Origin of the sequence: Flavobacterium sp. C4GT6, assembly GCF_036347315.1 — a bacterium.
Classification (GTDB): domain Bacteria; phylum Bacteroidota; class Bacteroidia; order Flavobacteriales; family Flavobacteriaceae; genus Flavobacterium.
Window position 1 is genome coordinate 250,471 of sequence record NZ_JAZGZU010000001.1, and the last position, 12,960, is coordinate 263,430.

Annotated in this window: 13 protein-coding genes; 8 read left to right on the forward strand and 5 right to left on the reverse strand. The window is 36.8% G+C overall.

Features of this window, described 5'->3' with window-relative positions; all coding sequences use genetic code 11:
- Positions 1-22: 22 nt before the first annotated feature.
- Positions 23-952, reverse strand: coding sequence for a T9SS type A sorting domain-containing protein (locus V3Z67_RS01110; RefSeq protein WP_330441587.1), 930 nt, complete (start codon positions 950-952; stop codon positions 23-25).
- Between the two features lie 86 nt (positions 953-1,038).
- On the reverse strand, positions 1,039-2,238 hold the full coding sequence (locus V3Z67_RS01115; RefSeq protein WP_330441588.1) for an aminotransferase class I/II-fold pyridoxal phosphate-dependent enzyme: 1,200 nt from the start codon (positions 2,236-2,238) through the stop codon (positions 1,039-1,041).
- Positions 2,239-2,403: 165 nt separating this feature from the next.
- Between V3Z67_RS01115 and V3Z67_RS01120 the strand changes: the two genes are divergently transcribed.
- Complete coding sequence (locus tag V3Z67_RS01120; protein ID WP_330441589.1) at positions 2,404-2,862, forward strand: Lrp/AsnC family transcriptional regulator; 459 nt, start codon at positions 2,404-2,406, stop codon at positions 2,860-2,862.
- Positions 2,863-2,893: 31 nt separating this feature from the next.
- Positions 2,894-4,528 (forward strand): carboxylesterase/lipase family protein, encoded by a 1,635-nt coding sequence (locus V3Z67_RS01125; RefSeq protein WP_330441590.1) that lies wholly within the window; start codon positions 2,894-2,896, stop codon positions 4,526-4,528.
- A 77-nt stretch (positions 4,529-4,605) separates the two neighbouring features.
- On the opposite strand, the gene V3Z67_RS01130 is transcribed toward V3Z67_RS01125, so the two are convergent.
- The gene (locus V3Z67_RS01130) at positions 4,606-5,292 is read right to left on the reverse strand and encodes an OmpW/AlkL family protein (protein WP_330441591.1); all 687 of its coding nucleotides are present in this window, start codon (positions 5,290-5,292) and stop codon (positions 4,606-4,608) included.
- A gap of 315 nt (positions 5,293-5,607) precedes the next feature.
- Here V3Z67_RS01130 and lpdA point away from each other — a divergent pair, with 315 nt between their 5' ends.
- Positions 5,608-7,014: a dihydrolipoyl dehydrogenase gene (gene lpdA, locus V3Z67_RS01135; RefSeq protein WP_330441592.1), complete on the forward strand. Its 1,407-nt coding sequence runs from the start codon at positions 5,608-5,610 to the stop codon at positions 7,012-7,014.
- A 238-nt stretch (positions 7,015-7,252) separates the two neighbouring features.
- On the opposite strand, the gene V3Z67_RS01140 is transcribed toward lpdA, so the two are convergent.
- Positions 7,253-7,675 (reverse strand): DUF4293 domain-containing protein, encoded by a 423-nt coding sequence (locus V3Z67_RS01140; RefSeq protein ID WP_330441593.1) that lies wholly within the window; start codon positions 7,673-7,675, stop codon positions 7,253-7,255.
- Positions 7,676-7,873: 198 nt separating this feature from the next.
- On the opposite strand from V3Z67_RS01140, the gene rho reads away from it, so the two are divergent.
- The gene (rho, locus tag V3Z67_RS01145) at positions 7,874-9,655 is read left to right on the forward strand and encodes a transcription termination factor Rho (protein ID WP_330441594.1); all 1,782 of its coding nucleotides are present in this window, start codon (positions 7,874-7,876) and stop codon (positions 9,653-9,655) included.
- A gap of 55 nt (positions 9,656-9,710) precedes the next feature.
- On the opposite strand, the gene V3Z67_RS01150 is transcribed toward rho, so the two are convergent.
- Complete coding sequence (locus tag V3Z67_RS01150; RefSeq protein ID WP_330441595.1) at positions 9,711-9,878, reverse strand: hypothetical protein; 168 nt, start codon at positions 9,876-9,878, stop codon at positions 9,711-9,713.
- 172 nt (positions 9,879-10,050) lie between these two features.
- Between V3Z67_RS01150 and pyrR the strand changes: the two genes are divergently transcribed.
- From pyrR to V3Z67_RS01170, 4 genes are all read left to right on the forward strand, one after another.
- A complete protein-coding gene (gene pyrR, locus V3Z67_RS01155) occupies positions 10,051-10,584 on the forward strand; it encodes a bifunctional pyr operon transcriptional regulator/uracil phosphoribosyltransferase PyrR (RefSeq protein ID WP_035130865.1) in 534 nt (177 codons plus the stop codon).
- 21 nt (positions 10,585-10,605) lie between these two features.
- Positions 10,606-11,535, forward strand: a complete 930-nt coding sequence (locus V3Z67_RS01160; protein ID WP_035130867.1) for an aspartate carbamoyltransferase catalytic subunit — start codon at positions 10,606-10,608, stop codon at positions 11,533-11,535.
- A 72-nt stretch (positions 11,536-11,607) separates the two neighbouring features.
- Positions 11,608-11,937, forward strand: a complete 330-nt coding sequence (locus V3Z67_RS01165; protein WP_330441596.1) for a ribonuclease Z — start codon at positions 11,608-11,610, stop codon at positions 11,935-11,937.
- Positions 11,938-12,027: 90 nt separating this feature from the next.
- A complete protein-coding gene (locus tag V3Z67_RS01170) occupies positions 12,028-12,933 on the forward strand; it encodes a ribonuclease Z (RefSeq protein WP_330441597.1) in 906 nt (301 codons plus the stop codon).
- Positions 12,934-12,960 lie beyond the last annotated feature (27 nt).

Consider the following 12,960-nt stretch of genomic DNA (forward strand, 5'->3'; position numbering starts at 1 on the left):
TAAATTAACAGCAATATGCAGTCTATATTTTGATGAATTTATTAATTGATTTGCCCTGAGAGGTGATAATTTCTGCAAAATAGGTTCCAGGCTGTAAAGAAGAAATATCTACAGTCTCTATTTTGTTACCTGTTGTAAGTTGATTTACAATTTGTCCTAAAAGATTATATATTTTTATTTCCTTTATATTGTCAGTCTCGTTTTGAATAGTTAGGGTAGTGTGGGCCGGGTTAGGATATAGGATGTAATGATTAGCTGTTTCTTCATCTATTCTCATAGTACAGTTTGTTCTAAATTGTACATTTTCCTGAGGATAACTAGTATGATAGCTACTAATCTCATCATCATCTAGACAAACGGATTCAAGCGAAGGTAAATTTAAAAACATTGCACAGGTATAATCTACGCCTTCTGCTAATAATGTAATACAGTCGTTGATTACTCCGTTTCTTAAATTGATATTGGTTAGATTAGGATTTTCAGAAAAATCAAATGTTTCTGCAGAACATTGACTAGCATCAACCGTAATAAGGTCATTCCCCATACAATAAAAGCTATCTAAGTTATAAAGACCATTCACATTAATATTGGTAAGTAAAGTATTGTAGCTAATATCAATAGATATTAAAGAAGGTATAGCGGAAAGATCAGCATCTGTTATCTGTGTATTTGTACATCTCAGGGATTCCAGGTTATGAAAATTTTCTATTCCTTCTATTGATGTTACATCAATATTATCTATCGTAAGTTTTAATACAGCATTTGCTTCCTCCTGTTGTATCTCTCCATCATTATTAGTATCAACTGATATAGTTGGTGTGTAATTACCTGCAAGTGTTACGCAATTAGTATTTACTAAAACATTTTTAAAGGCAGAATCCTCAATAACCAGATTTTGTGCATTGATACTTGTAAAGATTACAATAAAAAGTAAGGTGTAAAGTTGTTTCATTTTGATTTTTGATTTTGAAGTAAAAGTAAAAAAAAATCCGTTTCGGGAGAAACGGATTTTTCAGTTGTTTATGTTTGAATACATACTTATAATATTCCAAGCTCCTGCATGCAGCTCTTCATCATATTATATGTTCTTTCAATATCGTTATCAAGTCCTATTGAGAAACGGATAAGACCATCTGTTAATCCCATTTCAACCTGCTCATCCATTGGTATTTCACTTGATGTAGAAGTACCCGGTGCACTGAATAAAGTTTTATAGAAACCTAAACTCACAGCAAGGTAACCAAGGTTTTTGTGTTGCATAAGCTCCATTAATTCGTTAGCCTTATCAAGAGAACCAACATCAATAGTCATCATACCTCCAAAACCATACTCAGGGTTAATCATTCCTTTGTATAACTTGTGGCTAGGGTGGCTTTCAAGCCCAGGGTATACTACTTTTAATCCGTCTTGTTCGAAACGCTCAGCTAAATATGTAGCATTATGGCTGTGTTGTTTCATTCGTATGTGTAAAGTCCTTAAATTTTTAAGTATACTGGCTGCCCTAAGGCTGTCCATTGTAGGGCCTAAAAGCATGCTGGCACCATCGTTAACGTTGCGAAGCGCATCGATAAACTCCTGAGTACCGCAAACTACACCACCCACAGTGTCACTACTTCCGTTAATGAATTTGGTAAGACTGTGTATTACCACATCAGCACCCATTTTAGCAGGCGATACAGATAGTGGAGAGAATGTATTATCTACAACCAGTTTAAGGTTATGCTTTTTAGCAATTTTAGCGAGGCTTTCAATATCGGCAACCTCAAGTAACGGGTTACTCACTGTTTCACAGTAAAGAACTTTAGTGTTAGGAGTAATAGCCGCCTCTACCACATCAAGCTTAGTAATATCAACAAACGAAGTAGTGATATTAAGCTTAGGTAAAAAGTTTTTCATGAAAGCATAAGTACCGCCATATATAGTACGGCTTGATACTATGTGATCTCCGGCTCCGCAAAGTTGTAATAATACAGGTGTAATAGCCCCCATACCAGATGCCGCAACATTAGCAGTTTCTGTACCTTCCATAGTAGCAAGTGCCTGACCTAAGTATAGGTTGCTTGGAGATGAGTGACGGGAGTACAGGTAACATCCATCGGCATTTCCTTCAAATGTATCAAACATTGTTTTTGCAGAAAGGAATGTATAAGTAGATGAATCTGAAATAGAAGGGTTTACACCTCCAAATTCACCAAAGTACTGTAAATCCTGTATGTTATCGGCCGGATTGAATTTCATAAATGTGTTGTTTTTAATCGTTTATGTTTTCAAAGAGAATGAAAACTACCGTAAAAATCAATGATAATCTATATATTTGGTTTTTGTTTCTATTTAAGCGTTATTATGTAGATTTAAATTTTATAAAATAGCTTTAACTATAGTTTTTAACCGAAAATTTTTCACATGAATTTTGATGCAACCGACAGGAAAATATTGATGCTGCTTCAGCAGGATAGTACCCGAACCACAAAAGAACTTTCTTTAAAGTTAAACCTATCTGTTACAGCTGTTTATGAGCGTGTAAAAAAGCTGGAACGTGAGGGGGTGATTGATAGGTATGTGGCGGTACTTAACCAAAAAAAGGTGAACAGGGCATTTGTGGTATTTTGTCATTTGAAGCTTACCCAGCATGCTAAAGAATATCTTACTCATTTTGAGCAGGAAGTGGTAAGGCTGGACGAGGTGATTGAGTGTTATCACGTAAGCGGTGACTATGATTATATCCTTAAAATTTTTGTTGCCGATATGGAGGAATACCGTGAGTTTATGGTAACTAAGCTTACTACTTTAAAACACATAGGCAGTACGCATAGTACTTTTATGATTAGTGAAGTGAAAAATACTAATGTTATAACTTTATAGCTATCTTTACGCTTCAACCGAATCTATTAATATGAAAAAATACTTCTTGCTGCTTTTTGGCAGCGTTATTTTTACGTCCTGTACTCAGGAAAAAAAGCTAAACGATTTACAGGTACAAGTGGAACAGGGAATCCTAGAAGGTATTGCCCTGCCAAGCGGAATACATAGTTTTAAAGGTATACCTTTTGCACAGCCACCTGTTGGTGAACTGCGATGGAAAGCACCACAACCACTTCAAAAGTGGGAAGGTGTTTTAAAAGCTGATGCATTTAAGGACAATGCCATGCAAAAGGATGTTTTTGGCGATATGAAATTCAGATCGTCGGGCATGAGTGAAGATTGTCTTTACCTTAATGTATGGGCTCCTGCAAATGCTAATAAGGAAAAGCTGCCGGTATTGGTTTATTTTTATGGCGGAGGCTTTGTAGCCGGAGACGGGTCTGAAGGGAGATATGATGGAGAAGCACTTGCTAAAGAAGGTATCATTACTGTAACGCTAAACTACAGGTTAGGGATATTCGGGTTCTTTTCACACCCTGAACTTACTAAAGAATCACCTAATAACGCATCAGGTAACTATGGTTTACTGGATCAGAATGCGGCATTGACTTGGGTTAAAAACAACATTGCTGCTTTTGGTGGCGATCCTAATAAAATTACTATAGCGGGTGAGTCGGCCGGATCTATATCGGTATCGGCACAAATGGCTTCTCCGTTATCAAAAGATTTGATCAGTGGTGCTATTGGACAAAGTGGTGCTATGATAAATCCTACTTTTGATGCTGTTACTTTAAATGAGGCAGAACAAAACGGACTCGATTTTGCAAAACGTATTAATGCACAAACACTGGCAGATTTGAGAAAAATGCCAGCCGATTCATTATTGGAAGAGGCATCTAAATTGGGAGCCTTTAATGCTAAAGCCACTGTTGACGGTTATTTTTTACCTAAGTTGCCATCGGCTACTTTTGCAGCAGGAGACCAGGTAAAAGTACCTTTGCTGGCAGGATGGACATCGGCAGAAATACCTTACATGGCTTTTATGCAGGGGCAATATCCTAATCCGGAAAATTATGCCGCGAGGGTAAAACAGATGTTTGGCGATAAGGCAGGCGAGGTTTTAAAATTGTATCCGGGTACTTCTCAAGAGGAAGTAATACAATCGGCTACTTCACTTGCAAGTGACAACTTTATAGTTTTCAGTACATGGAAGTGGGCAGAGCTTCATAAAAACACAACAGGACAACCAACGTATGTTTACAGGTTTGCACAGCAACGCCCATCGTTAAAGTCAGAACTGGGTAATGTAAAAGAAGGTCTTGCCGGAGGAATAATTGAGGAAGACGGAGAAAATAAGGAAAACGAAATGCCTGCAGCACTGCCGGGAGCGTCTCATGCTTCTGATATTGAATACCTGCTGGGTAATCTAAATAATAATGAACTTTATAACTGGACAGATGAGGATCGTAAAGTATCCCAAGCCGGAGTAAAGTATCTGGCTAACTTTATAAAAACAGGTAATCCAAATGGAGAAAGCCTGCCACAATGGCCTGTTAGTAAAGATAATGAAGCTATGAATGTACTTACCATCGGTGCAGAAACGTCTGCTGCAACAGAGCAATACAGGGACAGGTATTTATTCCTTAATAGTTACTACGGATTTTAACTGAAAATCATAAAAATCAAAAAGGCTGTCTCTTGTTTAAAGTGACAGCCTTTTTTTACATCTAAAAAAACTATGAATTAAAATGTATAGCCTATACCCACACCTAATAAAAGTGGGTTAATATCTACATCGGCTGGTATGCTAAGTCCCGGTGCAAGGTTGGAACCGTCTACTGTTACATCGGTATTAAGAAACAGTTGTTTGGCATCGGCATTTATGTAAAATTTATCACTTATCTTGATATCAAAGCCCAATTGTAAAGCAAAACCTACGCTGTTATCATAATCAACATCATGTACAGTATTACCTGGTTTTACATCATAAAAAATAGTATAGTTTATACCGGCACCTACATAAGGTTTAAACATTCCGTCAAAAGTGTAAAAATGGTACTGTACGGTAAGGGTAGGAGGTAGTAACCTTACACTTCCCAGGTCAACATCTGTACTGGTTGGTCCTCCAATAGCTGAAATATCAGAACCCGTAGTTTTCACATCATGTTTTGAAGTACCTAAAATAAGTTCGGCAGCTATGTTTTTGGTAAAAAAGTAAGTGAAGTCCAGTTCAGGGATAAACGTACTGCTAATGTCTGCATCCCCACCAATAATACCTATATCAGCACTTTCATTAGGTAATACACCTACTCCGCGTACGCGAACCATCCATCGGTCAAAGTTGGCAGAATCATTATTGTTTTCCTGAGCAGTTGCAGTTGTAGCACAAAATAGTGAAGCTGCCATTGCTGCAAATAGTATTTTTTTCATGGTTTTGTGTTTTTAAATTATACACCAAAAGTAGGTCGACTTACAGGGGAAAAAACTGACATTAATCATGGTTTGACAATTACTTTATCTGCATACTAGAAAGAGGAGTACAATATGTTAGTTTTGTGGCTATAATGTATTTTTAACACCTTTTTAAGCTTTTTTGTTTCAAGTTTTATGATTTAAAGCAGGTGGTATCACAAATTAACATTGAGGATAGAAAATTAAACTCATGTTTTTGACTTTTGTACTACCCAAAAGAAAAAACTTCGCTAAATTTGCCTTACAAAATTAAAACACACAAAAAGTTATATTATGAGTTCATTTGACGTAGTCGTTATAGGCTCTGGACCCGGCGGATATGTTGCCGCTATCCGTTGTGCACAACTAGGTTTTAACACAGCAATCATAGAAAAATATCCAACGCTTGGAGGTACTTGCCTTAACGTAGGTTGTATTCCGTCTAAAGCACTTCTTGATTCATCTCATCACTATCATGATGCTATTTCTCACTTTAAAGAGCACGGTATTGATATTCCGGGGGAGATAAAAGTAAACTTTGAGCAAATGATTGCCCGTAAGCAGGGTGTTGTAGACCAAAACGTAAGCGGAATTAAATACCTTATGGATAAAAACAAGATAACTGTTTTTGAAGGTGTTGGTTCTTTTGAAGATGCTACTCATATTAAAGTAACTAAAAACGACGGTTCTGAAGAGACTATCGAAGCTAAAAACACTATTTTGGCTACAGGTTCTAAACCATCTTCATTACCATTCATTAAAATAGACAAAGAAAAAATAATCACTTCTACAGAAGCGCTTAAGCTTAAAGAGGTTCCTAAGCACCTTATCGTTATTGGTGGTGGTGTTATCGGTCTTGAGTTGGGGCAGGTGTACCTTCGTTTAGGTGCTCAGGTATCTGTAGTTGAATATCTTGACAGAATCATCCCGGGTATGGATGCAGGCTTATCTAAAGAGCTTACAAAAGTGCTTAAAAAACAGGGAATGAAATTCTATACTTCTCACAAAGTAAAATCAGTAGAAAGAAACGGAGAAGGAGTACAGGTACAGGCAGAAAATGCTAAAGGAGAAACTATCACTCTTGATGGTGATTACTCATTGGTTTCTGTAGGTCGTCGTCCGTTTACAGATGGCCTTAATCTTGATAAAGCAGGTATCAAAGTATCTGAAAGAGGACAAATTGAAGTAAACGATCATTTACAAACTAACGTATCTAACATTTACGCTATTGGTGATGTTGTTCGTGGTGCTATGTTAGCGCACAAAGCAGAGGAAGAAGGCGTATTTGTTGCTGAAACTCTTGCCGGACAAAAACCTCATATTGATTATAACCTAATTCCGGGTGTTGTATATACATGGCCTGAAGTTGCAGCTGTTGGTAAAACAGAAGAACAATTAAAAGAAGAAGGTGTAAAATATAAATCAGGTAGCTTCCCGTTCAAAGCATTAGGTCGTTCGCGTGCAAGTATGGATACTGACGGGTTTGTAAAAATCCTTGCTGATGCTGAGACTGACGAGGTTCTTGGTGTTCACATGATTGGTGCTCGTGTTGCTGATCTTATTGCTGAGGCTGTAACTGCAATGGAGTTTAGGGCGTCTGCAGAAGATATTTCAAGAATGTCTCACGCTCACCCAACGTATGCTGAAGCTGTTAAAGAGGCTGCTCTTGCTGCTACTGCTAACAGAGCATTACATGTATAATTAAAGTAATTTCAATTATATAAACAGAGACCCCGCTATATAGTGGGGTTTTCTTTTATGTCTTTTTTGAATATTGATTTCCCAAACGGTTTGTATTGAGTGTTACCGTTCGTGACAGTAAACTTATAGTTAAGTATTGCCAAAAACACATGAATTAAAAGCTAGGAGTGGGGTAAACAAAAAATCCCCGCTTTAAAAAAGCAGGGATTTAACGCACTAATAAACTAAGTTAAAAGGTTTATCTCAATCGGTCTACTGATTTTACGAGATCCTCGTCCTTTTTGATAGCCTTATTGGCAAGGCTTAAAAAAACGATAGAAACAATAGGAAGAAGCATCCCAATACCCTTCTCTGAAATGACAAGATCTTTGTCAGTCTCTCCGGATAAGTTTAGCGACCTGAAAATGAATAATCCTAATAAAATTAAATTTAATATTATATTAAGCCTGCCCATTACGAACTGGCTTTTTCTCTTTTTAAATGATACTATGCTTACTAAAGATAACGTAGCGCTTAACCCGAATAGTACAATATATCCTAAATTTTCCATAAACATGAATCCGTTACCGGAAGCAGTAGTCCATAAAGGAAAAATAAATGGCATAACGCCGGCAGACACAAGGGCTATTAATAAGTATATGGTTTGTATTCGTTGTAACATTATCTCTTGTTTGCTGCACAAAAATATGGTTTCTTTTTTAAAAAATACTATTGCACAGTAAAAATAAATTCGTATTATTGCAAGACATAACCATAAGTGCTTCATTCTCCGAAGCATTAGATTTCAAATAAAATTACACCCTTCACTTTTTATTTATTAAATTGAATACACTCTCAATAATTTAATTAACATTGATGCATGTTTGATATTTCCGAACTAAAAGAAATGAAGCTAACCGAGCTTCAGGAAATTGCTAAAAAAGCTAAAATCAGTAAATACAGAGGCTTAAAAAAAGACGAGCTTGTTTACCAGATTTTAGATCACCAGGCTGCAAATCCAACCAAAATCAAACCTTTGTTTGATGAAACGGGCGCAGCTAACGAAGCACTACCACAAGACAAAGCTGAAAAGCCTAAAAGGGCAAGGATAGCTAAAGAAAAACCTGCAGCCAGAGCCAAAACTGAAACGGCAGCACAGGTAAAGGCTGAAAATAAGCCTGATGTAAAAGAAACAAAAGCCACTGAAGCTAAACCTGAAGAACAGGAACAAAAGGCACAGGATAAGAATTTTGCTAAAAAGAAACCTGAGCCTAAAAGCCAGCAACGTCCTGCAAAAGAACAGTCTGCTCCTGAAGCTAAAAGCGACATACAGGCAACTCCCGCACCTCAGGCTAAAGACGATAATAAGAAAAGAAATCCTCCCCAGGATAACAGACAGAAAAATCAAAAACCTGCCGATAATAAGCTTACTAAAGCTCAAATATCAGAGGAAGAGAGGCTGGCTCAAATCGAAAGAGCTAACGCTAACAATCCGAATCATCCAAGTTATAAAAAGAAACAAAATTTTAGAGAACCTGATTATGAGTTTGACGGAATTATTGAAAGTGAAGGAGTACTTGAAATGATGCCGGACGGTTATGGTTTCCTTCGTTCTTCTGATTATAACTACTTAGCATCTCCTGATGATATTTATTTATCCAATTCGCAAATCCGTTTATTCGGTTTAAAAACGGGAGATACTGTTAAAGGTGTGGTTCGTCCGCCAAAAGAAGGAGAGAAATACTTCCCTCTTGTAAGGGTTTTAAAAATAAACGGACACGATCCGCAGGTTGTAAGAGACAGGGTTTCTTTTGAACACTTAACTCCGCTTTTCCCTGAAGAAAGATTTAACCTTGCTAATAAGCAAAGTACCATTTCTACAAGAATTATTGACTTGTTTTCTCCTATAGGTAAAGGACAACGTGGTATGATCGTTGCACAGCCTAAAACAGGTAAAACAATGTTACTAAAAGATATAGCTAACTCTATTGCAGCTAACCACCCTGAAGTTTATCTTATTGTGTTACTTATTGATGAGCGACCTGAAGAGGTTACCGATATGCAGCGTAGTGTAAGGGGAGAGGTTATCGCTTCTACCTTTGATGAGCCTGCAGAACGCCATGTAAAAGTAGCTAACATTGTGCTTGAAAAAGCAAAACGTTTGGTAGAGTGTGGTCATGATGTAGTGATACTACTTGATTCTATTACCCGTTTGGCAAGGGCTTACAACACTGTACAGCCTGCATCCGGTAAGGTATTGAGTGGTGGTGTGGATGCCAATGCGCTTCAAAAACCAAAACGTTTCTTTGGTGCTGCCCGTAATATTGAAGGCGGAGGCTCTTTAAGTATTATTGCTACTGCACTTACTGATACCGGTTCTAAAATGGACGAGGTTATCTTCGAAGAGTTTAAAGGTACCGGAAACATGGAGCTTCAGCTTGACCGTAAAATTGCTAACAGACGTATATTCCCGGCTATCGACCTTACTTCGTCAAGTACGCGTAGGGATGATCTTCTTCTTGATGAGAAAACCATACAACGCATGTGGATTATGAGGAAGTATTTGGCGGACATGAACCCTGTAGAGGCAATGGACTTTATAAATGAGCGTTTCAAGAAAACAAGAAACAACGAAGAGTTTCTGCTCTCCATGAATGATTAATATAAAAAAGCCTCTGTATCACAGAGGCTTTTTTATTACTTGTTGGTATCGCCGCCTATTTTTTCATTTTAAAAATAAGCCAAACAATCAATACCAGCACTGCTATTACAATAAAAACGCCTACACTTACACCTACCTCAAATATATCTCCGGCCAGTTCACACCCAGTTAGAGATACCATCATAAGTAATAATAGGGCAGGTTTTAAAATACTCTTTTTCATAGCTTTTTGCTTTTAGGTTATTACTATAAAGTTAAAGTACTTAAAATCGTATTTCGTTAAAATTGAATTAATGTTGAAAAGCCACTGGTAAATACTAAAATTAAATATGTGGTGTTATTTTTTCTAATTCTGTTTTTTCACTACTTTTACACTCCAAACTTAACACAGCACTATGAGCCATAAAATATTGCTAACTTCAAAAGAAGTCAATATCATCCTTAACCGTTTGGCCTGCCAGTTAATTGAAAAACATCTTGATTTTTCTGATACGATACTTATTGGATTACAGCCCAGAGGCCGTTATCTGGCAGAACGTATAAAACAGTTGCTGGAACAGGATTATAATGTGAAAGATGTACCACTTGGATTTTTGGATATTACATTTTTCAGGGATGATTTCCGTAGGTCAGATAAGCCATTGGAGGCAAATAAAACCCAAATTGACTTTTTAGTAGAAAATAAAAAGGTAGTTTTTATTGACGATGTATTGTATACAGGCCGAAGTATAAGATCTGCATTAACAGCAATACAGTCGTTCGGAAGACCTTCTGAGATAGAATTACTGGTACTTATTGACCGTCGTTTTAGCAGACATTTACCTATACAGCCTGATTACAGAGGACGTCAGGTAGATGCAATCAATAACGAAAAGGTAAAAGTAACCTGGCAACAGAACGAGGGAGAGGATAGTGTTTATTTAATTTAGGCGTAACAGCAACAGTAAGTAATGAAAGAATTAAGCGTTAATCATTTATTAGGAATAAAATATATCAACAAAGCTGATATTGACCTTATTTTTGAAACGGCCGACCATTTTAAAGAAGTAATAAACCGACCTATTAAAAAAGTTCCTTCACTTAGGGATATTACCATAGCCAATATATTTTTTGAAAACAGTACGCGTACCAAGCTTTCTTTTGAGTTGGCGCAAAAGCGTCTTTCGGCAGATGTGATAAGCTTCTCGGCTGCACAGTCATCTGTAAAGAAAGGGGAAACGCTTATAGATACTGTAAATAATATCCTTTCCATGAAGGTGGATATGGTAGTTATGAGACACTCACATCCGGGGGCGGCTCATTTCCTTTCACAAAATGTAAGTGCAAGTATAGTTAATGCCGGAGATGGTGCTCACGAACACCCAACACAAGGCTTACTGGATTCTTACACTATAAGGGAAAGACTTGGTGATGTGGGTGGAAAAAAAGTGGTTATTGTAGGTGATATTCTTCACTCAAGGGTAGCGCTTTCCAATATTTTTGCATTACAGCTTCAGGGAGCCGAAGTTATGGTTTGCGGACCAAAAACATTAATACCGAGATATGTTGAATCACTTGGTGTAAAAGTAGAGTCTAATTTGCGTAAAGCACTGGAGTGGTGTGATGTTGCTAATATGCTTAGGGTACAAAATGAACGCTTAGATGTAAACTATTTCCCGTCTACAAGGGAATATAGCCAGCAATATGGTGTTGATAAAGAGTTGCTTGATTCTCTTAACAAAGAAATTGTTATAATGCACCCGGGTCCTATAAACAGAGGGGTAGAGATTACCAGTGATGTTGCCGATTCACAACAGTCTGTTATATTAAACCAGGTAGAAAACGGTGTTGCTGTAAGGATGGCAGTTATTTATCTGTTAGCCTCTAAAATTAAGCAATAGGCATAAAATTATTTTAAAAACAGTATTTTTCATTTATCTGTTTGTAAATTAGCTATAACAGCACAGTAACTTATGAAAGTAGACGAAAAAGGACATACCGTTACTATAAAAGATACTCAGGGAGACATTAATTCTTTCAGAGAAAAAATAGAAGGTGAATACAATTCCTTTAAAAACCTAAACATCATACTTGATGTTACTCAGGATACGTTAGGATTAAATGATGTTTTATCATTTTTATTACTATCCAATAAGCACAGAAAAGCTAAAAAATCGTTTGTTATGGTAGTAAGCGATTTTGACTTTAATGAAGTTCCTGACGAAATGATTGTAGTGCCTACAGTTTTAGAGGCACATGATATCATTGAAATGGAAGAGATAGAAAGAGATCTGGGCTTTTAATTTTAATTTATAAATACTGTTACTCTAAGTAACAGCAAACAAAAAGGCATTTATAATGACACTGCTTTTTTGTTTTCAAAATTCAAGCAGATGAATCTCACCATACTTGGCTGTTATGCCGCTACTCCAAGAACATTAACTAATCCTACGTCACAGGTTTTAGAGATTAAAAACAGAATGTTTTTGATAGACTGTGGTGAAGGTACACAGGTGCAGCTCAGGAAAAATAAAATCCGTTTTTCTAAAATTAATCATGTTTTTATTTCACACCTGCACGGGGATCATGTTTACGGACTTATAGGTTTGATTTCTACATTCTCATTATTAGGAAGGAAAAACGACCTTCATGTTCATGGTCCTAAGGGGATTAAGGAAATGATATTGGTACAATTAAAACTGTCAGCATCATGGACAACCTATAATCTTTACTTTCATGAATTGGAAGGAAATGAATCTCAGGTAGTTTTTGAAGATGATAAAGTGATAGTACGTACAATCCCGTTAAAACACAGGGTGTATACTAATGGTTACCTCTTTGAGGAAAAACCTGCCGAACGTAAACTACATATAGGAAAAGTAGAGGATTACAATATTGATACCTGTTATTATCAAAAGATAAAAAACGGAAGTGATATCACCCTTGATGACGGAAGGGTAATACCAAATAGGGAACTTACGTTTGATCCTCCTGCACCAAAAAGTTATGCTTTCTGTTCAGATACTTTGTATAGTGAAGATATATTACCGGTTATTAATAATGTAGATGTTTTGTATCATGAAAGTACTTTTTTAGATACAGAAGAATACTTGTGTGAAAAAACAATGCACAGTACCGCAAAACAGGCTGCAACTATAGCTAAGAAAGCTAATGCTAAACACTTACTGTTAGGGCATTTCTCTACACGTTACGACTCTATTGAATTGTTTAAGGAAGAAGCCCAAACTGTTTTTGAAAATGTTGAACTGGCAGATGACGGCAGGTTTTTTGAGTTCTGATTATTACAATAGCTAGATTTTGTTATT